This window comes from Paeniglutamicibacter sp. NPDC012692 (assembly GCF_042901625.1).
Lineage (GTDB): Bacteria > Actinomycetota > Actinomycetes > Actinomycetales > Micrococcaceae > Paeniglutamicibacter.
Genome location: NZ_JBIBDE010000004.1, coordinates 146,162 through 171,035, shown reverse-complemented (window position 1 = coordinate 171,035; position 24,874 = coordinate 146,162). Strand labels below are relative to the sequence as shown.

At 65.2% G+C, this 24,874-nt stretch carries 22 protein-coding genes; 8 read left to right on the top strand and 14 right to left on the bottom strand.

What is annotated here, in order from left to right; translation table 11 throughout:
- Positions 1 to 27: 27 nt before the first annotated feature.
- Entirely contained in the window at positions 28 to 1,125 is a 1,098-nt protein-coding gene (locus tag ACFY5D_RS15185) for a sensor histidine kinase (RefSeq protein ID WP_387531484.1), read from the bottom strand.
- Between the two features lie 10 nt (positions 1,126 to 1,135).
- Positions 1,136 to 1,831: a response regulator transcription factor gene (locus ACFY5D_RS15180; protein WP_387531482.1), complete on the bottom strand. Its 696-nt coding sequence runs from the start codon at positions 1,829 to 1,831 to the stop codon at positions 1,136 to 1,138.
- Between the two features lie 87 nt (positions 1,832 to 1,918).
- On the opposite strand from ACFY5D_RS15180, the gene ACFY5D_RS15175 reads away from it, so the two are divergent.
- The 4 genes from ACFY5D_RS15175 (at position 1,919) to ACFY5D_RS15160 (ending at position 6,488) form a co-directional block, all read left to right on the top strand.
- The gene (locus ACFY5D_RS15175) at positions 1,919 to 2,581 is read left to right on the top strand and encodes a M15 family metallopeptidase (RefSeq protein ID WP_387531479.1); all 663 of its coding nucleotides are present in this window, start codon (positions 1,919 to 1,921) and stop codon (positions 2,579 to 2,581) included.
- A gap of 5 nt (positions 2,582 to 2,586) precedes the next feature.
- The gene (gene alr / locus ACFY5D_RS15170) at positions 2,587 to 3,711 is read left to right on the top strand and encodes an alanine racemase (RefSeq protein ID WP_387532070.1); all 1,125 of its coding nucleotides are present in this window, start codon (positions 2,587 to 2,589) and stop codon (positions 3,709 to 3,711) included.
- On the top strand, positions 3,708 to 4,688 hold the full coding sequence (locus ACFY5D_RS15165) for a D-alanine--D-alanine ligase (RefSeq protein WP_387531476.1): 981 nt from the start codon (positions 3,708 to 3,710) through the stop codon (positions 4,686 to 4,688). The genes alr and ACFY5D_RS15165 overlap by 4 nt, the downstream gene beginning before the upstream one ends.
- Before the next feature lie 267 nt (positions 4,689 to 4,955).
- The gene (locus tag ACFY5D_RS15160; protein ID WP_387531473.1) at positions 4,956 to 6,488 is read left to right on the top strand and encodes a deoxyguanosinetriphosphate triphosphohydrolase family protein; all 1,533 of its coding nucleotides are present in this window, start codon (positions 4,956 to 4,958) and stop codon (positions 6,486 to 6,488) included.
- A gap of 88 nt (positions 6,489 to 6,576) precedes the next feature.
- On the opposite strand, the gene ACFY5D_RS15155 is transcribed toward ACFY5D_RS15160, so the two are convergent.
- Complete coding sequence (locus ACFY5D_RS15155) at positions 6,577 to 8,799, bottom strand: NADP-dependent isocitrate dehydrogenase (RefSeq protein WP_387531470.1); 2,223 nt, start codon at positions 8,797 to 8,799, stop codon at positions 6,577 to 6,579.
- A gap of 219 nt (positions 8,800 to 9,018) precedes the next feature.
- Positions 9,019 to 9,606, bottom strand: coding sequence for a TetR/AcrR family transcriptional regulator (locus ACFY5D_RS15150; protein ID WP_387531467.1), 588 nt, complete (start codon positions 9,604 to 9,606; stop codon positions 9,019 to 9,021).
- A 159-nt stretch (positions 9,607 to 9,765) separates the two neighbouring features.
- On the opposite strand from ACFY5D_RS15150, the gene ACFY5D_RS15145 reads away from it, so the two are divergent.
- Positions 9,766 to 11,226 (top strand): MDR family MFS transporter, encoded by a 1,461-nt coding sequence (locus tag ACFY5D_RS15145; protein ID WP_387531464.1) that lies wholly within the window; start codon positions 9,766 to 9,768, stop codon positions 11,224 to 11,226.
- 110 nt (positions 11,227 to 11,336) lie between these two features.
- Here ACFY5D_RS15145 and purH read toward each other — a convergent pair whose 3' ends face one another.
- On the bottom strand, positions 11,337 to 13,007 hold the full coding sequence (gene purH, locus ACFY5D_RS15140) for a bifunctional phosphoribosylaminoimidazolecarboxamide formyltransferase/IMP cyclohydrolase (protein ID WP_387531461.1): 1,671 nt from the start codon (positions 13,005 to 13,007) through the stop codon (positions 11,337 to 11,339).
- A gap of 93 nt (positions 13,008 to 13,100) precedes the next feature.
- Positions 13,101 to 13,625, bottom strand: a complete 525-nt coding sequence (locus ACFY5D_RS15135) for a hypothetical protein (RefSeq protein WP_387531459.1) — start codon at positions 13,623 to 13,625, stop codon at positions 13,101 to 13,103.
- Between the two features lie 232 nt (positions 13,626 to 13,857).
- Here ACFY5D_RS15135 and ACFY5D_RS15130 point away from each other — a divergent pair, with 232 nt between their 5' ends.
- Together ACFY5D_RS15130 and ACFY5D_RS15125 are read left to right on the top strand one after the other, a co-directional pair.
- On the top strand, positions 13,858 to 14,361 hold the full coding sequence (locus ACFY5D_RS15130) for a sigma-70 family RNA polymerase sigma factor (RefSeq protein WP_387531456.1): 504 nt from the start codon (positions 13,858 to 13,860) through the stop codon (positions 14,359 to 14,361).
- Positions 14,358 to 15,083, top strand: a complete 726-nt coding sequence (locus tag ACFY5D_RS15125) for an anti-sigma factor family protein (protein WP_387531453.1) — start codon at positions 14,358 to 14,360, stop codon at positions 15,081 to 15,083. The genes ACFY5D_RS15130 and ACFY5D_RS15125 overlap by 4 nt, the downstream gene beginning before the upstream one ends.
- On the opposite strand, the gene ACFY5D_RS15120 is transcribed toward ACFY5D_RS15125, so the two are convergent.
- A complete protein-coding gene (locus tag ACFY5D_RS15120; protein ID WP_387531450.1) occupies positions 15,080 to 15,796 on the bottom strand; it encodes a hypothetical protein in 717 nt (238 codons plus the stop codon). The genes ACFY5D_RS15125 and ACFY5D_RS15120 overlap by 4 nt on opposite strands.
- A gap of 263 nt (positions 15,797 to 16,059) precedes the next feature.
- On the opposite strand from ACFY5D_RS15120, the gene ACFY5D_RS15115 reads away from it, so the two are divergent.
- Complete coding sequence (locus ACFY5D_RS15115) at positions 16,060 to 17,409, top strand: MFS transporter (RefSeq protein ID WP_387531448.1); 1,350 nt, start codon at positions 16,060 to 16,062, stop codon at positions 17,407 to 17,409.
- A gap of 77 nt (positions 17,410 to 17,486) precedes the next feature.
- Here ACFY5D_RS15115 and ACFY5D_RS15110 read toward each other — a convergent pair whose 3' ends face one another.
- From ACFY5D_RS15110 to ACFY5D_RS15080, 7 genes are all read right to left on the bottom strand, one after another.
- Entirely contained in the window at positions 17,487 to 19,181 is a 1,695-nt protein-coding gene (locus ACFY5D_RS15110) for an HNH endonuclease signature motif containing protein (RefSeq protein WP_387531446.1), read from the bottom strand.
- Between the two features lie 297 nt (positions 19,182 to 19,478).
- Positions 19,479 to 20,045: a phosphoribosylglycinamide formyltransferase gene (gene purN, locus ACFY5D_RS15105; RefSeq protein WP_387531443.1), complete on the bottom strand. Its 567-nt coding sequence runs from the start codon at positions 20,043 to 20,045 to the stop codon at positions 19,479 to 19,481.
- Between the two features lie 105 nt (positions 20,046 to 20,150).
- Entirely contained in the window at positions 20,151 to 20,705 is a 555-nt protein-coding gene (locus ACFY5D_RS15100) for a YbaK/EbsC family protein (protein WP_387531440.1), read from the bottom strand.
- A 71-nt stretch (positions 20,706 to 20,776) separates the two neighbouring features.
- On the bottom strand, positions 20,777 to 21,187 hold the full coding sequence (locus tag ACFY5D_RS15095; RefSeq protein WP_387531437.1) for a hypothetical protein: 411 nt from the start codon (positions 21,185 to 21,187) through the stop codon (positions 20,777 to 20,779).
- A complete protein-coding gene (locus ACFY5D_RS15090; RefSeq protein ID WP_387531435.1) occupies positions 21,184 to 22,989 on the bottom strand; it encodes a dipeptide ABC transporter ATP-binding protein in 1,806 nt (601 codons plus the stop codon). Before ACFY5D_RS15090 ends, ACFY5D_RS15095 begins: the two co-directional genes overlap by 4 nt.
- Positions 22,986 to 23,879, bottom strand: coding sequence for an ABC transporter permease (locus ACFY5D_RS15085; RefSeq protein WP_387531432.1), 894 nt, complete (start codon positions 23,877 to 23,879; stop codon positions 22,986 to 22,988). Before ACFY5D_RS15085 ends, ACFY5D_RS15090 begins: the two co-directional genes overlap by 4 nt.
- Before the next feature lie 21 nt (positions 23,880 to 23,900).
- Complete coding sequence (locus tag ACFY5D_RS15080) at positions 23,901 to 24,848, bottom strand: ABC transporter permease (RefSeq protein WP_387531429.1); 948 nt, start codon at positions 24,846 to 24,848, stop codon at positions 23,901 to 23,903.
- Positions 24,849 to 24,874: the final 26 nt, after the last annotated feature.

Below are 24,874 nucleotides of genomic sequence, written 5' to 3'. Positions count from 1 at the left end.
TCAACAAAGTCGGTCTCGAAGCAACGCCTACCTGACAGCTCTCTTCTTACGCCCAATGACGTCCGGTTCGGTCGGCAGGTGGATCGCAATGTGGAGCCCGCCGGCGCGACGCGGGGCAATAGAGAGCGATCCGTCGTGTGCGAGGGCGATGCTTTTGACAATGGCCAAGCCGAGACCGACGCCTGCATGGTCGCTCGTGCGAGTGCGTTCGGTGCCGCGCTGGAATCTTTCGGTGAGTGTGGAGACCAGTGCTTCGCTGAGTTGCTCGCCAGTGTTCTCGACGATGAGCACAACGGATTCGGGGCCGGCCATGGTTCTCACCCAGACCGTCCCCTGCACCGGGAGGTTATGGACGATCGCATTGTGCAGGAGGTTCGTTACCATCTGCAGCAGAAGCGCAGATGAACCGAATGTCGGGGTGAAGCTGCTGGAAACGTCGATGGTGACTCCACGCTTTTCTGCAAGCGGGAGGAGGACTTCGGCTGATTCTTCGACTACCAAGGAAAGGTCGACACGTTCTTGCGTGAAGGACCTCTGGTCGGCCCGCGTGAGCAAAAGTAGTGCTTCGGTGAGGTCGATTGCACGAGTGTTGACCGTGTCGAGACGTTCGAGAAGTTCATTGGTGTTTCGGTCCGGGTCGTTTCGTCCCACGTTGAGAAGTGTCTGTGTTATTGCCAGCGGTGTGCGCAGTTCGTGGGAGGCATTGGCAGCAAATCGCTGTTGTTCGGCAACGTGTGCTTCGAGCCGTTCGAGCATCGTGTCGAAGGAATCGGCGAGTTCACGGAACTCGTCCTTGCGGCCCCCTAACCGGATTCGGTGTGATAGCGATCCGTTAGCAGCGGTTCGAGTGGCATCGTTGATTCGGGAAAGGGGCGCGAGCATCCGTCCGGAGAGGAGCCATCCGCCAATCACCCCGAACACCAGTAGGAAGGCCATCACTGCGGCTGCTGCTGGACCGAAGGCGCGTTGGAGGTCGGAGCGGTTCGGAACGAAGCCCCCATTGCTATTGATTGCGCCCTCAGGAACGTAGCGAAGGAGGAAGATCCACACAGCAGCGAGTAGCAAAGCCACTGCGAGCACGAGGAACCCGACGTAACTGAGGGTGAGCTTGAGGCGTACGCTCATCCCTGGTGCCCTAAGCACGTCCGTGTCTTTCACCCTCGGTGAAGTTCTCTGCGTCGATGCGGTATCCAACTCCCGGGACAGTGGCGATGATCCAAGGTTCGCCAAGGCGCCGACGCAGTGCTGAAACGGTGATGCGTACGGCGTTGGTGAACGGGTCCGCGTTCTCGTCCCAGGCCCGTTCCAAGAGGTCCTCGGCACTGACGACACCGCCTTCGGCTGCGACAAGAACTTCCAGGACAGCGAATTGCTTCCGGGTCAGTCCGACGTAGCGTCCCTCCCGATATACCTCGCGGCGGAAGGGGTCCAGCCTCAAGCCTGCTATCTCTCGAACGGGCGGCCGGTGGTGTGCTCGCCGGCGGTCGAGGGCACGGAGCCTGAGCACGAGTTCCTGAAGTTCAAATGGTTTCGTGAGGTAGTCGTCGGCACCAAGTTCGAACCCGGAGGCCTTTTCATCGATGCGGTCGGCGGCGGTGAGCATGAGAATCGGCGTACCACTGCCTGAAGCCACGATGTGTCTTGCGACCTCGTCACCGGATGGCCCGGGGATATCACGGTCAAGAATGGCGATGTCGTAGCTGTTGACATTCAGCAGTTCCAAAGCGGTATCGCCATCACCAGCGATGTCTGCCGCGATCGCTTCCAGGCGTAGACCATCGCGGATACCTTCGGCCATATAGGGCTCGTCTTCGACGATCAACACGCGCATGCTCCCCATGCTACGAGGTGAGACATATCGTCGGCGTATCGAAAACCTCATACATGCTGGCAACCTCGCTCCGTCTTGACTGGAAACATGACGTACAACGAACCAACACAAACCCCCAGACGTCGGAAACCAGCGGCGATCGTCATCATCATGACAGCCGTCTTGGCATTGGTAACCATCCTCCTGGTATTCATGGTGGGAGCGATTCTCGGGGCCCGCGACTTCCATCCGCTGTCGACCTCCCTCGAATCTCCCACGTCGCGCGTCGCGATACCTCATGGGAAGCGACCCGGGGGGCTTGGAGTGGCGGGCGGTGACGTCCCCAAAGGCACGACGGTTGCCTCTGACATTCCGGCGGTGGTCAACCTCGATCCTGCTCTTCGTGCTGCTTTGGGCAGGGCATCCAAGGACGCAGCCAGGGAGGGAATCAAGTTTTACGTCAACAGCGGTTGGCGTTCCCCGGACTTCCAGCACAATCTGCTCCAGCAAGCGGTCACTACGTACGGTTCCAAGGAGGAGGCCTCACGGTGGGTGGCAACCGCGGAAACCTCCGCACATGTGTCGGGGGACGCGGTCGACATCGGGCTTTGGGACGCCAGTGCATGGTTGTCCAAGAACGGTGCGAAGTACGGTTTGTGTCAGATCTACGACAACGAGGCTTGGCACTTCGAACTGCGTTCCGAGGCGATCAAGAATGGTTGCCCCGCCAAGTACTTCGACCCTACCTACGACCCGAGGATGAAGCGGTGACTGGCATGCCCAGCCGGGCCCAGTCCACGGTCATTGGTCTCAGACCACCCACGCTGCAGACGATCCTGGAATCGATCGCGAAGAACATCGCAATCGTGCAAGCCCGGTCCGACTCCCGAATCATGGCGGTGGTAAAAGCAGACGGTTACGGACATGGCGCCCTGACCGTGGCCCACGCTGCGGTCGCCGCCGGAGCGCAGTGGCTTGGCACCACCGATTTCGGCGAAGCCGTGACCCTGCGTGAAGCTGGCCTAAGCGTGCCGATTCTTACATGGTTAAACCCCGCGGGTTTCGATGCTGGGGCCGCCGCGGCAGGCGGGATCGACTTGGCGGTCGGCTCGGTCGAGGAATTGCAGACAATTCTCGAACAGCCTTCCGCTGGTGCTGTCCGCGTTCACTTGCACATGGACACCGGCATGTCTCGAGAAGGCGTCCCCCACTCGGAGTGGGACGCCATAATCCTCCGCGCTGTCGAGGGACAACGGCGAGGCAAGATACGCATCGTTGGGCTCATGGGGCACCTGCCGTTAGCTGACCGGGCAGACCCAAGAGCGAACGAAGAAGCGGTTTCACTCATGCATGAAGCCAAGGCAAAGGTCACGGCTGCGGGGTTCGATGATCCGCTCACCCACCTGGCCGCTACGGCCGGCGCGCTGACGGACCCTGCCACCCATTTCGGAATGATCCGGCTCGGGGCCGGACTTGTCGGCATCGATCCGAGCGGGACCACCGACCTTTCCGGCGCATCCCGCCTGACCGCGCCCATCGTGCACAACGCAACCGTCAAGTCGGGAACAGCCGTCGGCTACGGCGGCACGTACATCACCGATCGGACGACTCGGCTGAGCACCCTGCCGGTGGGCTACGCCGACGGAATCCCTCGAGAAATCTCCCCGAACGCTTCGGTGGAGATCCACGGTTACCGGTACCCGGTGGTCGGACGCGTCTCGATGGACCAGATCATTATCAACACCGGGGCCACCTACTACCCGCGAGGCACCACTGCGACCGTGTTCGGCCCGCAGGACGGGGTCACACCAACCATCCAGGACTGGGGCGGCTGGGCCGGGACCATTCCCCACACCATCGTCACCAACATCGGATCACGAGTGAAAAGGACAATTGCATGACAAAACACATCTTGGTCATCGGCGGCGGCCAGAGTGCCGAACACGATGTCTCGCTGGCGACAGCCGAAGCCATCGGCAAGGCACTGCGCAAGAACGGATTCGAGGTCACCGACGTCACCATCGGCCGCGATGGAATATGGAGGCAGGCCCGGAGACCGCTTGGAAAGAGCGCCGCCACCTCTCTTATGGGTGCATTGTTCCTTTTCGAGCAAGCGGATGTGGTTTTCCCAGCTCTGCACGGCTCCATGGGCGAGGACGGGACGCTGGCAGCGTTGTGTGCACTCGCCCAGAAACCTGTAGTCGGCTCGGGCCTGCGGGCGGGAGCACTCGGCATGGACAAATGGGCCACCAAGCTTGTTGCCGAATCCACCGGGATACGTACCGCGCGAGGGAGACTGGTCGACGCAGCCGATATGGAGGACATCGACTTCGAGACAGACGTTGTCGTGAAACCAGCTTCCTCGGGGTCCAGCTACGGCGTCAGCTTGGCGCGGGACACCGAGCAGCTTCGAGAGGCGCTGCGGACGGCCGCCCGCTTTGATGACCGGATCATCATCGAGCACGTCGTTCACGGACGGGAGATCGACGTTGCCGTCATACGCGAGCCCGATGGAAATTGCTGGGCTCCGCCACCGCTTGAGATCCACACCAGTGGCTTGTTCGACACGACCACGAAGTACGATGGGTCGGCTCGGTTTAGCGTACCTGCCGCCCTCGGCAGCGCGGAGCGTGACGCGATCACGCGGGCGGCACTGGGAATGTTCGAGGCACTCGGTTGTGCCGGTGTAGCGCGCATGGATTTCTTCCTCACCAACGAAGGCCCCGTCCTCAATGAGGTCAACACGATGCCCGGAATGACAGCCGAATCCCAAGTACCAAGAATGTTCGCGGCCGCGGGCATCCCATATGCAGAACTCGTCACCCGGTTGGTGGACTCTGCCACGCTCCCAACAACTGAGCCACTCGCGGAGGGATAGCGGAAACGGAGCGGCCAACAATCGCACCACCAGGTTCGTTCTGGATGCGTTGCGTCTCGGATTCAGCGACTGGCAGTGAACCCCTCCATACGTCTCATTGCCACACGGATTCTTGAGACAGTGGAACGGGCATCTGTCCGTTGAGCCTCTGCACTGGTGTGAACCGCAGCCCATGGCGCAGTCAAGCCAACTCATTGGCGTCATCCATCGAATGTGCCGCGGGTTGTCCGCAACTCGCCCCCGGTGCCCACTAGGCTGGTTCGCACCATGGATATCAGGCAGAAAACCCACCAGACCGGCGGACGCGACCGCGCGATCATCGAGGAGATGCGCGCCGGCGAAGACGAGTTCCGCATCGACATCGAGCGCATCAGGTTCTCCCCCTACTTTTCGCGGCTCTCCGCCGTCACCCAGGTGATCCCGCAGGCAGGCGCCGGCACCGTGGTGCACAACCGGCTGACGCACTCGCTCAAGGTCTCCGCCGTGGCGCGCTCCATCGCCATCGGCCTGATCAACGCGGACGAGCACACCCGGAATATCGTTGCCGGGTTGGGCGGTTGCGACCCCGTGGTGGTGCAGGCCGCTGCCGCCGCCCACGACCTCGGGCACCCTCCCTTCGGGCACCTGGGCGAGCAGGAACTCGATCGGGTGGCCCGACACACGCTCGGGCTTCCCGACGGCTTCGAGGGCAACGCGCAGAGCTTCCGCATCCTCACCGCGCTGGACAGCTGCGACGCGACACCTCGGGGGCTGAACCTCACCAAGGCCGTGCGCGCGGCGGTACTCAAGTACCCGTGGACCCGCAACGAATGGCGCTCGCGGCCATCGGACGCCACGGAAATGCTGCCCCGCGGCGTGGGCTCCGTCGGCAACACCGGGGCCCACAAGTTCTCGGCCTACGACATCGAATCCGCCGAGATGCACGATGTGCTCTCCGTGTTCCCCGGCATCGCGAAGCACCAGCAAACGCTGGAGTGCTCGGTGATGGACATCGCCGACGACATCGCGTACGCCGTGCACGACCTGGACGACTTCTACCGGGCAGGGGTGCTGCAGTACACCACGGTCTCCGCCGAGCTGCGGGCATGGCTCGATTCGGGCGCGCGGCTTGCCCTCCTGGATGACGCCGCCCTGGACACGCGACGGCCCGGGCACGCGCTGGAGCGTACCTGGCGGCACGTCGCAGCGAAGGATCCCTGGATCGCCAACGCCGAGGCCTTCCGCGCCTCGGTGGAACGCGTCGGCCACGACCTGGTCGAGGGGCTGCTGGCGGTCCCCTACGACGGCGGGATCGAGGCGGACCGCGCCGTCACGGGATTCACCCGGCGGTGGATCGACAGGCTGCAGGCCTCCATCGCCGTGGAGCAGGACCCCACGGTCCGCAGCGGGCACGTCCGGCTGGCCGACGAGGCCTGGCACGACGTGGTGGTGCTCAAGTTCGTGCACTCGCGCTTTGTGCTGGAGCGCTCCGACCTGGCCGTCTACCAGCGCGGGCAAACCCGCATCATCGCCTCGCTGGCCGAGGGGCTGCACGCGTGGCTCGAGGACCGCGACGACGCGGCCCGGGCGCCGCGCAGGCTGCTGGACTCGGTCGAGGCCGCAACCGGAGAGTACCGTCTCCTTCGAACCCAGTCGCCCGCGCTGTTCGCGCAGGCCGGCAACGGCGAGGTCGAGAGGCTGGGCCGAGCCCGGGCGATCGTCGACTACATCGCCTCGTTCACCGACGCGCAGGCCGTCTCGGTGAACGCTTTGCTGACGGGGACCTACGAGGGGCTGTGGGAGGTCGGCCGGGGGCTCTAGCCCCCGGCCCGATTCCGCATACGCCAACGGCGGGCCGCCAGTCCCCGGAAGGGGAAGGCGGCCCGCCGTTGTGCCGTGCGGCCGGAGACTACTTCTTGAGCAGTTCCAGTGCGGTGTTCAGCGTGGTGCTCGGGCGCATGATGGCTGCGACCTTTTCCTCGACCGGGCGGTAGTAGCCGCCCAGCTCGACCGGGACACCCTGCACGGCTGCGAGCTCGGCCACGATGGCTTCCTCGTTGCCGCCCAGTGCCTCGGAAACGGCCGTGAATGCCGCTGCCAGCTCGGCGTCCTTGGTCTGTGCTGCCAGTTCCTCGGCCCAGTACTTGGCCAGGTAGAAGTGGCTGCCGCGGTTGTCCAGCTCGCCGGCCTTGCGCTTGGGCGACTTGTTCTCCAGCAGGAAGGTGCCGGTTGCGGCGTCCAGGGTGTCTGCCAGGATCTGCGCACGCGCGTTGTCCGAGGTGTTGGCCAGGTGCTCGAAGGAGACGGCCAGGGCCAGGAACTCGCCCAGCGAGTCCCAGCGCAGGTGGTTCTCGTTCACCAGCTGCTGGACGTGCTTCGGGGCGGATCCACCGGCACCGGTCTCGAACAGGCCGCCACCGGCGATCAGCGGCACGATGGAAAGCATCTTGGCGCTGGTGCCCAGTTCGAGGATCGGGAACAGGTCGGTGAGGTAGTCGCGCAGCACGTTGCCGGACACCGAGATGGTGTCCTCGCCGCGGCGGATGCGATCGATGGTGTACTGGGTGGCCTCGACCGGCGACAGGATCTCGATGACCAGGCCCTCGGTGTCGTGGTCCTTGAGGTACTCGTTGACCTTGCCGATCAGCACGGCGTCGTGCGCGCGGGTCGCATCCAGCCAGAACACGGCCGGGGTCTTCGAGGCGCGGGCGCGGTTGACGGCCAGCTTGACCCAGTCGCGCACCGGCACGTCCTTGGTCTGGCAGGCGCGCCAGATGTCACCCGGGAAGACCTGGTGTTCGATCAGCACTGCGTCGCTGGCGTCCAGGATCTGGACGTGGCCGGCGGCCTTGATCTCGAAGGTCTTGTCGTGGGATCCGTATTCCTCGGCCGCCTGGGCCATCAGGCCCACGTTCGGGACGGTGCCCATGGTGGTCGGATCGTAGGCGCCATTGGCGCGGCAGTCATCGATGACGACCTGGTAGATGCCCGAGTATGAGGAGTCCGGCAGGACGGCCAAGGTGTCGGCCTCCTTGCCGTCGGCGCCCCACATGTGGCCCGAGGAGCGGATCATTGCCGGCATCGACGCATCGACGATGACGTCCGACGGGACGTGCAGGTTGGTGATGCCCTTGTCCGAGTCGACCATGGCCAGGGCCGGGCCTTCTTCGAAGCCCTTGGCGATCAGTGCCTCGACGCCGGTGCGGACCTCGTCGGAAAGCTCGTCGAGCCCGCCGAGGATTGCTGCCAGGCCGTTATTCGGGTTCAGGCCTGCTGCTGCAAGCTGCTCGCCGTAGACCTCGAAGAGCTCGGAGAAGTACGCCTTGACGACGTGGCCGAAGATGATCGGGTCGGAGACCTTCATCATGGTGGCCTTCAGGTGTGCCGAGAAGAGCACGTCATCGGCCTTGGCGCGGGCAACCGCGTCCTTCAGGAACTTGCCCAGCGAGGCGGCGTGCATGACGGTGCCGTCGATGATTTCGTCCTTGAGAACCGGGAAGCCCTTCTTCAGGACCTTGACTTCGCCATCTTCGCCGACAAAGCGGATGGAGATGTTCTGGTCCTTGGTGATGACCACGGACTTCTCGTTGGAACGGAAGTCGTCTTCGCTCATGGTGGCGACGTTGGTCTTCGAGTCCGCGGACCAAGCACCCATGGAGTGCGGGTTCTTGCGGGCGTAGTTCTTCACGCTCAACGGTGCGCGGCGATCGGAGTTGCCTTCGCGCAGCACCGGGTTCACTGCGGAACCCTTGATCTTGTCGTAGCGGGCGCGGATGTCGGTTTCCTCGTCCGAGGACGGGTTGTCCGGGTAGTCCGGCAGTGCGTAGCCGGCGGCCTGCAGTTCGGCAATGGCTGCCTTGAGCTGCGGGATGGAGGCCGAAATGTTCGGCAGCTTGATGATGTTTGCGTCCGGGCTCTTGGCCAGGGCACCGAGCTCGGCCAGAGCGTCGGGAATCTGCTGTTCCGCGGTGAGGTAGTCACCGAAGGTCGAAATGATGCGGCCGGCCAACGAGATGTCGCGCGTCTCGATCTCTACACCCGCGGTCGAAGCGTACGCTTCGACAATCGGCAGGAACGAGTGGGTTGCCAACATCGGAGCTTCGTCGGTGTGGGTATAAATAATCTTGGCCATAGGTGAGGCGTCTCCCTGAACGGTCTTATCGGATATGTGTGGTCCGAATTGATCTCAACGTCCCTAACTTACCCGATTTACTGCCCGTAGACACGTTTTGTGGCAAGGCTCTTGTTGCCCACGCACCCGCATTCTCCGCGAAAAACCGGGGCGTTTCGGCTGTACCCCGGCACCTGCAGTTAAGTTAACTCTTCATAACTGAACTTCCGGAGCGTCCCGCTACCGGGCGAGCGGGATCAGTTCACCCAGCTCACGCACCGTTTCATCGAAGAGCTCCATCGGGTTGGACTCGATCCCTTCAAACTCATCCCGGGCAAAGGATTGCCAGGCAACCCTCCAGGCGGTGGTCACGAGCTCGGCCACAAGCATCGCCCTTATCGGCGTCAGCTCGCCCCGCCCAGCGAGCACCTCTCCCAGCGCCTCGACAAGGCCCCTCTCCTCACTGGCGACGAAACGCATCAGGTCGGGTTCCTTCACGAGCAGCCGCGAAATCCTACGGAAGTCGCTACATTCAACCTCCACGGCGAATTGCTCCCGGCAGGTGCCGAGCAAGCTCGCCAGGATGCCAAACGGATTGCCCGCAGCGAATTCGCCGCCCACCAGAGCGGTGACCAGCTCGCCCTGGCCCGGCATCAGTGCGTGCTCCTTGGAAGCGTAGTAGCGGAAGACCGTGCGTTCGGAGATGCCCACGCGCTCGGCGATGTGCCCGATGGTGGTGGCCCCCAACCCGCGCTCCTCAACCAAGTCCAGGGCGGCACCCCGAATGTCTCGCTGCATCTGGGCCCGGCGGTCCTCACGGATACCCATGGTCGACTCTTTTCCTGATGATTGGCACTTGATCCCCCGGCGGGGGACTTCGAACACCATTCTATATTTTCTGTCACACAATGACACGTTTACTGTTCAAAACATGTCAGACCGTGACACTATTTGGTGGTCAAGTTCCCATAGATGAGGTATTTCCCAATGTCACGCCCTGCTCCAGACACGATTTCTCCGACCGCGCATCCACCCCGGAATGCCACTGCCACGCTTCCGGGAAGGCAACTCGCGGGAATCATTGGCTCCCTCGCGCTGGCCGCGTTCCTGATGATCCTGAACGAGACGGTGCTCAGCGTCGCACTGCCGGCGATCATGGCGGACCTGTCCGTTTCCGCGGCGGCCGGGCAATGGCTGACCACCGGGTTCCTGCTGACCATGTCGGTGGTCATCCCGACCACCGGCTACCTGCTGCAACGCTTCAGCACGCGCAGCCTGTTCGTCTTTGCGCTCTCCAGCTTCCTGGCCGGCACCGTCATCGCGATCTTCGCCCCGAGCTTCGCGGTGCTGCTCACGGCCCGCATCATCCAGGCGGTCGGCACCGCGATCGTGCTGCCGCTGCTGATGACCACCACCCTTTCACTGGTGCCTGCGCACAAGCGCGGTGCCGTCATGGGCCTGAACTCGATCGTCATCTCCGTCGGCCCGGCCATCGGCCCGACCGTTTCCGGCGCCATCGTCAACGCCTTCGGCTGGCACTACATCTTCATCCTGATGGCACCCCTGGCAGCGCTCATCCTGGCGCTGGGCAGCATCTTCATCAAGCTCCCCTCGCGGGCCCGCAGGCTGCCCCTGGACGTGCCCTCGGTGGCGCTCTCCGCGCTGGCCTTCGGGTTGCTGGTCTACGGCATCTCCAGCCTTGAGCACGCCGGGGAAAACCTGCCGGCCACCATCGCATGCTTCGCCGTGGGACTGCTCGCCTTCGGGCTGTTTGTGCGGCGCCAGCTTCGCCTGACCCACGAAGGCAGGGAACTGCTGAACCTGACGCCATTCAAGACCCGCACCTTCACGTACTCGGTGCTCCTGATCATGATCGCCATGGGCACCCTGCTGGGCACCATCGTGGTGCTCCCGATCGTCCTGGAATCCGGCGCCGGCTTCGGCACCCTGGCCATTGGCATGATGCTGCTGCCCGGCGGGCTGGCCCAAGCGGTGGCGGCACCCGTTTTCGGCCGCATCTACGACCGCTTCGGCCCCCGGCCCGTCCTGATCCCCGGCGCCGCGCTGCTGGCGGCGGGCCAGTGGATGTACGTCGCAGTGGATGCCGACACCTCGCTGTGGGTGTTCATGGTCAACCACATCGTCTTCTCGATCGGCCTGGCCCTGCTGATGACGGGCCTGATGTCCTCGGCCATGGCCAGCGTCGAGCCTCGCCTGTACGGACACGGCTCGGCCATCTTCACCACCGGCCAGCAGCTCGGCGGCGCCATCGGCACCACCATCTTCGTGACGGTCATGTCGCTGCTGTCCACGGCGAAGCTGGCCGGGGGTTCGGACCTGGCCCACGCGCTGTTCTCCGGGGCGCACGTTTCCTTCGTCGTCGGGGCCGTGCTGGCCACCATTGGACTGGCCATCTCGCCATTCATCAAGGTGGGCAAGGCGCACTAGCCGCGCCCGCGGACCGGGTGACAACCATTGCGCACCGTTTCGTTAAAGCCGAACGGCCGCCGGCGCTCCCTTGGACGGGGTGCGCCGGCGGCCGTCAGGACCGCTGCTTCCTAGTGGAAGAAGTGGCGTGCACCGGTGAAGTACATGGTGATGCCGGCTGCGTTGGCCGCGGCAATGACCTCTTCATCGCGAACCGAGCCACCCGGCTGCACGACGGCGCGCACGCCGGCGTCGATGAGGATCTGCAGGCCGTCGGCGAACGGGAAGAACGCATCCGACGCGGCAACCGCACCGTGGGAGCGCTGCTCGGAGACGGCGTCACCGGTGCCCGAGGCGCCGCCCGCGGCGTCGACCTTGGATTCGATGGTGACGCCCAGGGTGTTGGCGCGCTCCACGGCAAGCTTGCAGGAATCAACGCGGTTGACCTGGCCCATGCCGATGCCGACTGCGGCACCATTCTTGGCCAGCAGGATGGCGTTGGACTTCGCGGCACGCACTGCGGTCCAGGCGAAGACCAGGTCGGCCAGGGTCGATTCGTCGGCTGCCTCGCCGGCGGCCAGGGTCCAGTTCGCCGGGTTGTCACCCTCGGCGTCGACCTTGTCGCTCATCTGCACGAGCACGCCGCCGGAGACCTGGCGGATTTCGCTCGGGTAGCGGCCGTAGCCCTCCGGCAGTGCCAGCAGGCGGATGTTCTTCTTCTTGGAGAGGATCGCAACGGCTTCGGCTTCGAAGTCCGGGGCAATGACGACCTCGGTGAAGATGTCCTTGACGGTCTCCGCCATGGCCGCGGTCACCGGGCGGTTGGCCGCGATGACGCCGCCGAAGGCGGAGAGCGGATCGGTGGCGTGGGCCTTGGCATGGGCGTCGGCGATCGGGTCGACGGCGCCTGCCGAGGCGACTGCCACGCCACACGGGTTGGCGTGCTTGATGACGGCGACGGCCGGCTGCTCGAAGTCGAAGGCGGCGCGCAGTGCGGCATCGGCGTCGACGTAGTTGTTGTAGCTCATGGCCTTGCCGTGCAGCTGGTCGGCCTGGGCGATGCCGGCCGGGGCGGCCTTGTCAACGTACAGGGCAGCCTGCTGGTGCGGGTTTTCGCCGTAGCGCAGAACCTCGGAACGCTCCAGCGCCAGGCCGGTGTATGCGGGCCAGTCGATGAAGCCGTCGCCGTCTTCGTCGAGGAACTGTGCCGCGGTCCAGGAGGCAACGGCCGTGTCGTAGGCTGCGGTGTGCGCGAAGGCCTTGGCAGCCAGGCGCTGGCGGGTCTTCAGGTCGAAGCCACCCTCGGCCGCTGCCTTGACAACCGCACCGTAGGCTGCCGGATCGACCACGATGGAAACCGCTGCGTGGTTCTTGGCAGCCGAACGCACCATGGCCGGACCGCCGATGTCGATCTGTTCCACAACGGCATCGCCTTCGGCGCCGGAGCGGACAGTCTCCACGAACGGGTAGAGGTTCACGACGACCAGGTCGAAGGTCTCGATCTCCATGTCGGCCAGGGTCTGCATGTGTGCCGGGACGCGGCGGTCGGCAAGGATGCCGCCGTGCACGCGCGGGTGCAGGGTCTTGACGCGGCCGTCAAGCATTTCCGGGGAACCGGTGACTTCCTCGACCTCGGACACCGGGATGCCGGCTGCCGCGATGCGCTTGGCGGTGGATCCGGTGGACACCAGCTTGACGCCGGCAGCGTGCAAGCCCGCAGCCAGTTCCTCCAGCCCGGTCTTGTCGTAGACGGAAATCAGGGCGCGACGAATCGGGACGCGATCAAGGACGGTCTGGCTCACAGAAGTCTCCCAGGGTGCGGTTTGAGGGGTGTCCACCCATTCTACCGGCTGGGAGTGTGCGCCAGACCTCTCGCTTGATCTACCTCACACGTGCTACTTGATCATCGATCCGTCGGGAGCGGCCAAGTACCAAACTTCCTTGACGTCCTGTCCGAGGATGTCGCCGGGCTTGCTGTCCTGCGCAAAGTAGTAAAGCGGCATTCCGTTGAGGGTGAGCTGCAGCTTTCCATCGGGGCTCTTGATGGTGCCGACCTTGCCGGTGACTCCCTCGACCTTGGGGGTTTCGCTGCTTGCCACGGCGATGGGCCAGGCGTCCAGGCATGCGCCGGTGCAGGCGCTGACCTTGGTGTCCTTGGTGTCCTTCAAGAAGTAGTACAGGCTCATGCCCTTGCCGTCCACGACGATGGTTCCCTTCGCGGATTCCCCCGTCTTCAGGTCCGGGGTTGCGGCAGCGGGCGAGGACGGGGCCATGCTGGTGGGTGCCATGCTGGAAGGCGCGGTGGTGGCCGAGGCGCTGGTGGTGGTCGGGGTGCTGGAAGAACATCCCGACAAAAGTACGGCCGCTCCGATCATGAGCGCGGCGGAACCGGCAAAGGTCTTGCTGTGGTGCAGTTTCATAGTGGCACTTCCTAGACTCGGGGGATCACGAAAGCCCGGTTCTTCCCGCGGCGGGCGCCTTGGGAACGATTTGGGGCGGGCTTCCTGACTGGTAAGACGCACCGGTTGATCATTCGGTTCAGAGAAATCCACAACTTTTTTGCGCATACTCGATAAGTACGTTGAACCATTTGTCATTGATGTGCGTCTAAGTGGGTGAAGAATGTCCTCGAACCAAGATGATGGAGCCGATGTGCCGTTCGATGCACAAGTGGTATCTGAGATTTACCGTGAACATGGCCCGGCACTGCGGCGTTATGTCATGCGGGTGTCCAATGACAGGGACACCGCCGAGGATATCTTGCAGGAAACAGTGCTCAAGGTCTGGCAGGCCGCACCGCGCATCACCGGGTCGCTGCGCAGTTACTTGTTTGCCACGGCACGCAATGTGCTCATCGACCGGAACCGGCGGGCCGCCGTCCGTGTTCCCACCACCTCGCTGACCGATGCGACACCGCTTCCGCCCAGCGGTTCCGGACGGATCGATGAGCTATTGGACCGCGTCCTGATGGAAGAAGCACTCTTGAACTTGTCAGACGAGCACCGGCAAGTGGTCCTGCAATTGCACTACGCAGGGTCGACGGTCACCCAGGCCGCTGCGCATTTGGGTATCCCTGAGGGAACGGTGAAATCACGTGCCTTCTACGCGGTGCGTGCCCTACGAAGCATTCTTAAAGACATGGGGGTTGAGCGTTGAACGCATCCAATGAACCGCTGAACGAACACATCCTGCTCGGCGCCTACATTCTCGGTGGCTTGTCGCCCAGCGAACGCCTGGAATTTGAATTGCATCTTGAGGGATGCGCCGCCTGCCAGGATGAAATGCAAGGGGCTTCCGGCCTGTCGGCGCTGCTGGGCACCCTGAAGCTCTCGGATACCAACGTGCTCTTGGGAATGGAGCCGCCGATGGACGCCATGGAACCGGATTTGGACGCCGATGCCGAGCCGGAACCTCAGGAGGGATGCATCGATTTGCTGGAGCGGCTTGCCACCAAGCGCCGCAACAAACGACTGCGGATCGGCGCTTTCGGGCTTGCCGCTGTGGCCGCTTCCGTGGCAACCGGCGTATTCCTTGCCCCGGTGATCCGCCCCAGCCCGGGACCCGACGCCAGTTTTGCGGTGGCATCCGAGCTCGGCCCGCGTGTGGAATTGGGAATGAACGCCAAGGCATGGGGAACCGAGCTGGAATTCAGCGGCGCGGATCTTCCCACCAGCGGCATCCTGTCATTGTGGGTGGTCGACCACGGAGGCGTTGCAGACCGGGCGGGGTCGTGGCAGGCCACCACCACCGGCAAGACCAAGCTCATAGGAGCCGTCCCAACCCAGCTGGGAAACATCGCGACGGTTCAATTGCGCGACTACGATTCCAAGGTCCTGGCGGTGGTGACGCTTCCACAGGCCCCAGCTCCGCAAAGCTAGTAAGCCAGCTCCGGGAAATGTTTGGCCAGCTGGTCCTGGGTGAGGCAACGACGCAGGATCCGGTCGGCATGCTCCTCGTCGGAGAGATAGACGACCATGTCCGCGTTGCGTCCCACTGCCAGTGCCTGCCGCAGTGAATCCGTGACGCGAATAAGCATCTCGTAGTACAAACGGTTGGTCTCTTCCCAGCCGTGGTGCTTGGCGACGCTGGTGAGCGCCTGGCTCCACAGCTCGGTGGCCGAATCGTCGAAGAGCTCGATCGAGCACCAGAACCAGTCCGGCGGATTCCACTTGGAGGAATAGAAGCCCTGCTCCTCCACGGAGTTCATGGCTTCGAGCTCCTTCAGGACATCGTCGAGGTCTTCCTCATCCTCTTCGTCGTCCTCGTCTTCGTCCTCGTCGTCTTCGTACTCGCGACCGGAACCGTCGTCTTCGGCGTCCGGGCGTTCCTCGAACCCTTCGTCCTCGTCGTCGTCAAAGTCGTCCTCCACTACGACTTCTTCGTCCTCTTCTTCCTTCTGCTTCCGGGCCAAGGCCTGGAGGGAATTGAGGGCGAGCACCGGTAGGTCCAAATGGTCGGTTTCGTCGGCGCTGACCCCGTCAAGGGCCACGGCATAGAAAACCTCGTTCGGGTGACGGTCAATAATTTCTTCCGCCTGGCGAAGAGCCGACACCCGTATCGCCTCTTCGAGAGCGGTCCAATCTACTCCCATATCCAGACTCTACCCCGGAGGGGCCAACTCGGGAACAGTACGGCGGCCCGCGAGCTTTTCCGCGAGGAAAGCGCCCAATTTCGCGAAGACACGGCCCAATTTCCTACAAAAAGTCAATAGCTATTCTGTGCTTTCTGCCCCGTCGGCGTAGCCTTGTGAGCAGTGCTGCTCGATCTATTCCGTCGGCACATCTTTGCGTCGCCGGATTCCACAAGCGCGATGTCCCACCGAAGCACCCGATCACACTTCCTTGAAGGCCCCGCATGAATAATTTCCGGAAGCTGCCCAGCGGCGAGTCAGTCGTCCAAAACCTGCCCTGGAGGTGGGGTGTCCAGGGGAAGATCTTCATCATCGGCGGGCTCGGCTTCATGTTCGATGCCTGGGACGTCACGCTCAACGGGGCGCTGATCCCCCTGGTCTCCGCCGAGTGGGGCCTCGATCGTCCCACCGCCGCGTGGCTGGGCACGGCCAACCTGATCGGCATGGCGCTCGGTGCGTTCATGTGGGGAACCATTGCCGACAAGATCGGGCGCAAGAAGGCCTTCACCTGGACGCTGCTGATCTTCTCGCTCTTCACCGTCGCCGGGGCGCTGGCCCCGAACTTCGCCTGGTTCATCGCCTGCCGATTCCTCGCCGGCGTGGGCCTGGGCGGCTGCATCCCCGTGGACTACGCGCTGGTCGGCGAGTTCACCCCGGCCAAGCAGCGCGGCCGGGTGCTCACGGCCATGGACGGCTGGTGGCCGGTGGGCGCCGCGCTGTCCTTCTTCGTCTCCGGTTGGGTGCAGGCGACCACCGGCAACTGGCGCCTGATCCTGGCCGTCATGGTGCTGCCCGCGCTGTTGGTCTTCTGGATCCGCCGCGGCGTACCCGAGTCCCCGCTGTATCTGGTGCGCCAGGGGCAGCGCGACGAGGCCGCCAAGGTCATCGACGACCTGGTGAAACGCACCGGGGCCCCGGAGCAGCAATACACGCTGCCGGAGCCCGAGGAAGCGCCCCGGCTCTCGGCCGGATCGTGGCTGGAGCAGCTGGTGAAGATCTGGAAGTTCAGCCCCAGGATCACCATGACGTCGTGGGCGCTGTTCCTGACCATCCTGCTGGTCTACTACCTGGCCCTCACCTGGATGCCCTCGATCCTCGCTGATACCGGAATGGCGCAGTCCACCGCGTTCTTCATGACCGCCGTGATGGCGTTGATGGGCCTGGTTGGCGTGGTGATTGCTGCGCTGCTGGTCGAGCGCGTGGGACGCAAATGGCTGCTGGGCATCACCGGGCCGCTCTCGGCAATCGTGCTGGTCCTGGTTGCGTTGTCGCTGAACGCCCCGAGCATGGCGCTGGCCTGGTTGTTGGTCTTCGGAGTCGTCGTGCAGATCGCCATCCCGGTGCTCTACGCCTACGTTTCCGAGCTCTACCCCACGGATCTGCGCGGGTCCGGGTTCGGCTGGGCGTCCTCGTTCAGCCGGTTGGGCGCAGGGTTCGGGCCGCTGGTCTTCGCATCGCTCTGGCCTATCGTCGGGCTGGCCAACCTCTTCTTGGCCGCAGGGGCCCTGGTGCTGGTGGCGGTGATCATGATGGCGTTCTTCGCCCCCGAAACCAAGGGACGCGCGCTGCAGTAGTGCACTTCCCGCGCTGAAACGGGGCCGTGATCTCCATTGAACGCATTGGAGATCACGGCCCCGTTCGCATCGGCACCCTAGAACAATTGCGCCTGCTGTCCGTGCCAGTAGGTGTTCCGGACTGGTTGTTGCTCCGGATCGAGGTACTTGGGCAGGATGACGTGGGGCAACCCGTCGTGGATGACAAGTTTGGCTTCTCCGGCATCGAACATGTGGTGGTGCCTGGTGCAGCCCGGGGTCAGGCCTTCGACGCTCGTTGTGCCGCCGTCGACCCAGGCATCGATGTGGCAGAATTCGCAGTGTTCGGGCGGAACTGTGCAGCCAGGGTAGATGCAACCGCCGTCGCGCGCGAGGACCGCGCGTTTCATGTAGTCCGGGGCGAATCTCATGGTGCGTCCGACGTCGAGAATTTCGCTTTGTCCGCCCAGCACTATGGGGATGACGCCGTCGGTGCTGAGCCGGCGTCGGACCTCCCCGATCGGGATTTCCAGGCCGTGGGCGCTCCATCCCGATCCCTTGGCCAGACCGAGCAGTGTTTCAAGATGCATGTAGATCACCAGCTGGGCTGTGGGCAGTCCGGTGGTGCCCTTGACGGTTCCGGCATTGGGACTGCGCATGAGGTTCAGCAGCGTTTGCAGGTGACGTTGCGGGGGTGTGAGCCCGTCGGTCCCAAGGTCGGTGGTGTTGAACATGCCCATGGATCCCTCGACGGAGATCGGATTGTCGAAGGTGGCCGCTCCGGCTGGTTTGGTGAACCAATCCGGGCCATCCTGCGTTTCTGTCGTGCCGTTGGCTGTGCCGTTGAGGGTGCCGTTGAGGGTGCCGTTGAGGGTGCCGAGTCCGGGCTGGGTAGCCGCCGCGGCCATTGCTTCGCGGTTCCCGGCTTGGGTCCGGGGGTTGTCTGATTGGGCGAAGTGGGAGAGGAACACCTCTGCGTCCGAATTCAACATGCACAAATTCATGTAGGTGAAGTTCCTGGTGCGCTTCGTGATGAATACACCGGTCTTGGCGCGGACTTCCTCCGCAGTGGGGGTCGTGGCGGCAGCGTCAAGTTCGTCTCCCCACGAGTCAAGGAGCCGGTTGGTGTTCCTGGATGTGTCTTCCTTGACCGAGCGGGCCACCTGTTCCTCGATTCGGATGCCCAGATCGTCGGGGGTCGCTTGTTTCTGGATGCCGGGACGCAGCTTGTCGAGCTTGCGGGCAGCGGCTGCGGTTGGTCTCACCCGGGCCGCACCGGAGCGCAGTTGTTCGGCCAGGATCGGGTAGCGAGGTGGTTGGGGGTTTCCGAAGGCGTCGGTTCGGGGCAGCAGGGCGAACGCCGCGTGGATGCGCGCCTTGGCATCGAAGTGCGTGATTGCCAGGGTTCGCTGCAGGAATTCGGTGGTGTCCCTGAACGCCAGCAATCCGGTGGGCACCGTCCGGGGATCCGCCGGCAGGGTGGCGTCCCCCTGAAGGTATGACCAGGGTGCCTCGCTGATGGCACACAATTCCGTGAGGGTCTCGGCGGGCAGTTCGTGGACCAGGTTCCCCTGGGCCGTCTTCGTTGCCTGGAGCTGTGCGTAGTCCAGCATCTTGTGGACGTGCTCCACCGTGAAGACGAACAGCGCGGCCCGGGTGGGCGAATTGGAGGTGCGTGCGGCCAACGAAGTGCAGAGATCCCCCAGGAATTTTCCGGCGGCGATCAGCAGGCGCAGTTCATCGTCCGGTGACAACTGGTCTTCCGGATGGTCACGGGGGTCCGTGAGGGCTTCGACGAGGGTGCCGGTTTCCATGAACCAAGTCTGGGTCCCCGGGAAGCCCGCAGGGGAAAGGCCCGCGGGAATGTATAGAACCCGGCTCCGGGAAACTGTGCTGTGCGGGGAAGCTCCAAGGGATCGCATGGTTGCCGCGGCGGGTAGCGGCTGGTTCGTGGTTTTCGCCGATCCGGCGGCGGGATCTCGCGGAAGACGACGGGTATCAACCGGGCCGGGGAGACAGACGCGGAACTAAAAACGGCCGATCCCCGGCGTGCAGGCGCCAGGTGCGCGGGCACGCCGGAGGCCGGCCCTCGTTAAGGCTGTTTGCGTTGGCTACTTGGCGGCCAGGTCCGCGAGCGTCGCAATGAGCAGGCGGCGCTCGACGACCTTGATGCGTTCGTGCAGGGTTTCCTCGGTGTCGTCGTCGAGGATGGCGACGGCTTCCTGGCGCAGGATGGGGCCGGTGTCCACGCCGGCATCGGCGATGTGCACGGTGCAGCCGGTGACCTTGACCCCGTAGGCCATGGCATCGCGGACGCCGTGGGCGCCGGGGAAGGACGGCAGCAGGGCCGGGTGCGTGTTGATGTAGGTGCCGTCGAAGGCGTTGATGAACTCCTCGCCGACGATGCGCATGAAGCCCGAGGAGACGACGTAGTCGGGTGCGTAGGAGAGGCACTTTTCGGTGAGCGCGTGGTTCCATTCGGCGCGATCGTCGTAGTCCTTGAAGTTCACCACGAACGTCTCGATGCCGGCGGCGGCGGAGCGTTCCACGCCGAATGTGCCGTGCTTGTCGGCGCCGACGGCCGCGATCTCCACGTCCTTCAGCGACCCGTCGGCGACGGCGTCGATGACGGCTTGGAGGTTGGATCCGGTTCCTGAAACGAGGGCTACGATGCGCATGGGTACAAGTTTAGTGTCCGGCGGCACCGGACCATGAAACCAGGTCCGCGGAACCGGGCCGCGGGGCCCCACGCGGACCCACGCGGACCCACGCCGCCGGCGGGATCAGTTCTCCTGCCGCTTGACCAGGGAGATCACCTCGGCCCCCGGCAGCGATGCCAGGAACGCCCCGGAGGTCAGGATCTTGGAGTCGCGCACCCCGCTGCCGATGACCAGCTGCGGGGCCGCGGCGACCGCTTCGTCGATGAGCAGCGCCCACGATTCGGGCAGACCGATCGGCGTGATTCCGCCGTACTCCATGCCGGTGAGCTCGACCGCGGCGTCCATCGGCGCGAAGGACACCTTCTTGGCGCCCAGGTGCTTGCGCACCAGGGAGTTCACGTCGATGCGCTCGTGGCCCAGCACCAGGCAGGCCGCGTACCGGGACGAGTCGCCCCGCTTCGCCTCGACGATGACGCAGTTTGCGCCGTCCGCGAGCCCGATCCCGTAGTGCTCGCAGAACGCGGCGGTGTCGGCGAGCGCCGGGTCGATCGCGGCGGCGTAGACGTCCGTCGCGGCGGAGCCGTCGAGCGCGGCGCGCACCGGTTCGGCAACGAGTTCGGGGGCGTCCAGCGCCGGGGCGAAGCTGAGTGTTCCAAAGTCCAGTGTTCGAGAGTCCATGGGACCAAACCTAGGTCGCGCCAGGTGTCCCGCCCAACTTCCAGCCCGCCGTGTGACGCGGCCCGTGCCGCTTACTTGCGGGGGCCCTTGACGAGTCCGTAGATACCCGCCGCGCCAAAGAACGCTGTCCCGATGAACCCGGCGACGATGCCCAGCCCGCGCGGGTACCGCGCGGAGAAATCCGCGTCGACCGCGTTGATCGCACCCACGGCAATCAGCAGGCATGCGACGCCGGCCAGCAACGCCATCCATGCCATTGCTTTGTGGTGGGGTTTGGTTCCCCGTCGCGCCGCACGCATCTGCACTACGCCGGTGCCTGCAAGGACAGCACCGAACGTTGCACAGCCGGCCGCCAGGGGCGGGTTCGTTGCGGACGGCGTCAGGAGCATGGCAAGGCAAGCAACCAGGAGCCCCGCCCCGATGATCGTGACCCACCGCCACTTGCGCAGTTCCTTGGTCACCGGCCGGTCGCCCTGCCTCATTTCTTGGCGACCTGCTCGCGCAGGTTCAGCGAGCTGGCAATGAGTTCGCGCGTGTAAGGGTGCCGCGGGTTGTTGTAGACGTCCTCGGTCTGTCCGGCCTCCACGATCTCCCCGTCCTTCATCACGATCACCCGGTCGCACAGGTGCCGCACGACGGCCAGGTCGTGGGAGACGAAGAGCAGCGTGAGCGCGTACTCGTCCACGAGGTCCGCCAGCAGGTTCAGCACCTGCGCGCGGACCGAGACATCCAGCGCCGAGACCGGTTCATCGGCCACCAGCACGCGCGGGCGGCAGACCAATGCCCTGGCAATGGAGATGCGTTGGCGCTGCCCGCCGGAGAACTGGTGCGGGAAGCGTTCGGCCGACTCCGGGTCCAGCCCGACGGCCAGCAGCATTTCGGCGACCTTGGCGGCCCGCTGGGCGGCATTGAGCGCCTGCCCCGGAACCAGCAGGGGTTCCCCGACGATGTCCTTGACGCGCATCCGGGGGTCAAGCGACCCCATGGGGTCCTGGAAGACGATCTGCAGCTGCCGGCGCAATCCGACCAGTTGGCCTTCCCTGGCTCCGGCCACCTCGGTGCCGGCAACCACGGCCGAGCCGCTGGTCGGCTGGTCGAGGCCGGCAAGGATGCGCAGCAGCGTGGACTTGCCGGACCCCGACTCCCCCACGATGCCCAGGCGCTCCCCGGCGCCCAGGGTGAGGTCCACGTCCCGCAGGGCGCGGACCTCCGGGCGCGGGCCGCGCAGGGACGTGCGGGCCCGGTGGTAGGTGCGGTTCAGCCCGGTGACGCTGACCAGCGGGGCTGTCGCCGAAACCTGCCCCGGCGTCGGCCGGGCGCTGACGGCCAGCTGCCCCGGCGCCGCGGTCCGGCCTTGGGTCTGGTCCAGGGCCGGGGCGTGGGCACCGTCCTGGACCGGTTCCCCGCCGGGAACCGGGGGAACGTAGCTGCCAGCGGTGGCGACGGTGAAGAGGCGGCCGCGCTCGTCGGTCGCCTCCAGGTCGCTGGCCGCCAGCAGGGCACGGGTGTACGGGTGGGCCGGGGCGGAGAAGACCTGTTCCATCGGGCCCGACTCGACGATCCGTCCCCGGTTCAGGACCAGCACGCGGGTGCACATGCTCGCCACCACGGCCAGGTCGTGGGTGATGAACAGCAGCCCGGTGCCGCGCTCGCGCACCTGGGCGGAGACGAGGTCCAGCACCTGGCGCTGCACCGTCACGTCCAGCGCGGTGGTCGGCTCGTCGCAGAGCAAAAGCTGCGGGTCGTTGGCCAGCGCCATCGCCACCATCACGCGCTGGCGCTGCCCGCCGGAGAGCTGGTGCGGGTAGGCGCGCGCCGCCACCGCGGGATCGGGGATCTTCACCGAGGCCAGCAGCTCGACGGCGCGCCTGCGGGCCGCCTGGCGGTTGGGCACCGTGCGGTGCCGGGTCATCACCTCGGCCACCTGCGCGCCGACCTGCATCAACGGGTTCAGCGCGGTGAGCGGCTCCTGGAACACCATGGAGATCTCGTCCCCGCGCAGGCCGCGCATGACCCTGTCGGGCGCGCTGAGCAGGTTGGCATCGACCCCGCGCAACCGCGCCTGCCCGCCCACGTCGAGCTCGTCGGGCAGCAACCCCAGCAGGGCGGTGGCCGTCAGCGACTTGCCGGAACCGGATTCGCCGATCAGCCCGATGCGCTCGCCGGCCTGCATGGAGAATTCCAGGTCCTGCACCAGCGCCGTGGCGCCGGCGTGGATGGTGAGCCCCTTGACCTCAAGCAGCGTCTCTTTCGCCGGCAGCGTCCCGCTCAGTGTCTCGCTCATGCCTTGCCCCTGCCCAGCTTGGGATCGAACCGATCGCGCAACCCGTCGCCCAGCAGGTTGAATCCCATCACCGCCACGGCGATCGCGACGCCAGGCCAGACGGCCATGGCGGGGAAGGTGCCCCAGTACTGCTGGGACTCCTGGAGCATGCGCCCCCACGACGGGATCGGCGGCGGGGTGCCGAGGCCCAGGAAGGACAGCGCGGCCTCGGCCAACACGGCCAGCGCGAAGGTCACCGAGCACTGGATGATCAGCATGCCGGCGATGTTGGGCAGCACGTGCCTGCGGGCGATGCGCAGCGGACGCTGCGAGGCGGCGCGGGCGGCCAGCACGAATTCGGCGTTCATCACCTGCAGCGTCCCGGCGCGTGCCACGCGCGCGAAGCCCGGGACGGAGGCCAGCCCGATGGCGGCCATGGCGCTGACGGTGGAGGCCCCGTAGATCGCGGCGAACATGATGGCCAGCAGCAGTGCGGGGAACGCCAGCAGGATGTCGGCGCCGCGCATGGTGATCTCCTCCACGGCGCCTCGCTTCATGCCTGCCCAGATGCCCAGCGGCGTCCCGATCAGCACGGCGATGCCCACGGAGACCACGCCGACCAGCAGCGTGATGCGCGCCCCCACCAGGATGCGGGAGAACAGGTCGCGGCCCAGGTTGTCGGTGCCCAGCCAGTGCGCCGCGCTGGGCAGCTGCAGCTTGGCCGGCGGGTCGATCCGCACCGGGTCGTAGGGGGTCCAGAAGAAGGACAGCAGCGCGATGCACACCACCAGCCCCACCAGCAGGCCCCCGGCCAACAGGTTGAAGTTCGGCCTGCGGCCCGGGCGGCTTGCGGCCGCGGGTGCGGGTGCGGGTGCGGGTTCTGCTTGTTGCTGCACGGGGATTTCGCCCATCGTCGTCATCGTCCCCTTCTGCTAGTCGGCGGCGCGGATGCGCGGGTCAAGGACGGTGTAGAGCACGTCCACGACCAAGTTGATGATGAGGGTGATGGCCACCAGCACCATGACCACGGACTGGACGGTCAGCAGGTCGCGGTTGCCCACCGCGGTGAGCAGCATGGATCCCAGCCCGGGGATCACGAAGACGCGCTCGATCACCACGGCCCCGATGATCAGGGCGGCGAACTGCACGGACGTCACGGTCAGCACCGGGATTGCCGCGTTGCGCAGGCCGTGCTTGAGCAGCGCCCGCGCGGGTGAGAGCCCCTTGGCGCGGGCCGTGCGCAGGTAGTCCTCGTGCATGACCTCCAGGACGGCCGATCGCACGTAGCGCATCAGGATCGCGGACTGCACCCCGGCAAGGGCCGCCACCGGCAGGATGATGCGCCGGAGAAAATCGCCGAAGTCCACGCCCGGCGGCGTCCACCCGTTGGCCGGCAGCCAGCCCAGGCGCAGCGACACGACGGACACCAGCAGGATGCCCAGCAGGAAACCCGGGATCGCGATGCCCAGCTGGCTGAGTCCGGAGACCAGGGCCCCGCTGGGTTTCCCGTGGCGGACCGCCGCCACGATGCCCAGCGGAATGGCGATCGCCAGCGCCAGCAGCATCGCCAGGGTGACAAGGATCAGCGACACCTGCACCTTGTCCAGCACCAGGGGCGAGATGTCGGTTCGCGTCACGTAGGAAACGCCGAAGTCCCCGCGCAGCAGCCCGGAAAACCAGTCCCAGTACTGTTCGGGGAGCGGCCTGTCGGTGCCGAATTCCCTGGCCAGCTGCGCAATGAGCTCGGGGGTCGCGTTCTCCCCCGCCGCGATGGCCGCGGGGTCGCCCGGCAGCACGCGCATGATGCCGAACACGGCCAGGGTGGCGGCCAGGAACGTCACGACGAAGCGCGCCAGGTTCTTGGCGATGCGGATCAGCACGTGCTCGGCCTATTCGGGTTCATGGG

Bases quoted from the DNA above. Each gene is read 5' to 3' on its own strand.
- ACFY5D_RS15185 (WP_387531484.1), bottom strand. From the start codon at position 1,125: ATGAGCGTACGCCTCAAGCTCACCCTCAGTTACGTCGGGTTCCTCGTG.
- ACFY5D_RS15180 (WP_387531482.1), bottom strand. From the start codon at position 1,831: ATGCGCGTGTTGATCGTCGAAGACGAGCCCTATATGGCCGAAGGTATC.
- ACFY5D_RS15175 (WP_387531479.1), top strand. From the start codon at position 1,919: ATGACGTACAACGAACCAACACAAACCCCCAGACGTCGGAAACCAGCG.
- alr (WP_387532070.1), top strand. From the start codon at position 2,587: ATGCCCAGCCGGGCCCAGTCCACGGTCATTGGTCTCAGACCACCCACG.
- ACFY5D_RS15165 (WP_387531476.1), top strand. From the start codon at position 3,708: ATGACAAAACACATCTTGGTCATCGGCGGCGGCCAGAGTGCCGAACAC.
- ACFY5D_RS15160 (WP_387531473.1), top strand. From the start codon at position 4,956: ATGGATATCAGGCAGAAAACCCACCAGACCGGCGGACGCGACCGCGCG.
- ACFY5D_RS15155 (WP_387531470.1), bottom strand. From the start codon at position 8,799: ATGGCCAAGATTATTTATACCCACACCGACGAAGCTCCGATGTTGGCA.
- ACFY5D_RS15150 (WP_387531467.1), bottom strand. From the start codon at position 9,606: ATGGGTATCCGTGAGGACCGCCGGGCCCAGATGCAGCGAGACATTCGG.
- ACFY5D_RS15145 (WP_387531464.1), top strand. From the start codon at position 9,766: ATGTCACGCCCTGCTCCAGACACGATTTCTCCGACCGCGCATCCACCC.
- ACFY5D_RS15135 (WP_387531459.1), bottom strand. From the start codon at position 13,625: ATGAAACTGCACCACAGCAAGACCTTTGCCGGTTCCGCCGCGCTCATG.
- ACFY5D_RS15120 (WP_387531450.1), bottom strand. From the start codon at position 15,796: ATGGGAGTAGATTGGACCGCTCTCGAAGAGGCGATACGGGTGTCGGCT.
- ACFY5D_RS15115 (WP_387531448.1), top strand. From the start codon at position 16,060: ATGAATAATTTCCGGAAGCTGCCCAGCGGCGAGTCAGTCGTCCAAAAC.
- ACFY5D_RS15110 (WP_387531446.1), bottom strand. From the start codon at position 19,181: ATGGAAACCGGCACCCTCGTCGAAGCCCTCACGGACCCCCGTGACCAT.
- purN (WP_387531443.1), bottom strand. From the start codon at position 20,045: ATGCGCATCGTAGCCCTCGTTTCAGGAACCGGATCCAACCTCCAAGCC.
- ACFY5D_RS15100 (WP_387531440.1), bottom strand. From the start codon at position 20,705: ATGGACTCTCGAACACTGGACTTTGGAACACTCAGCTTCGCCCCGGCG.
- ACFY5D_RS15095 (WP_387531437.1), bottom strand. From the start codon at position 21,187: ATGAGGCAGGGCGACCGGCCGGTGACCAAGGAACTGCGCAAGTGGCGG.
- ACFY5D_RS15090 (WP_387531435.1), bottom strand. From the start codon at position 22,989: ATGAGCGAGACACTGAGCGGGACGCTGCCGGCGAAAGAGACGCTGCTT.
- ACFY5D_RS15085 (WP_387531432.1), bottom strand. From the start codon at position 23,879: ATGGGCGAAATCCCCGTGCAGCAACAAGCAGAACCCGCACCCGCACCC.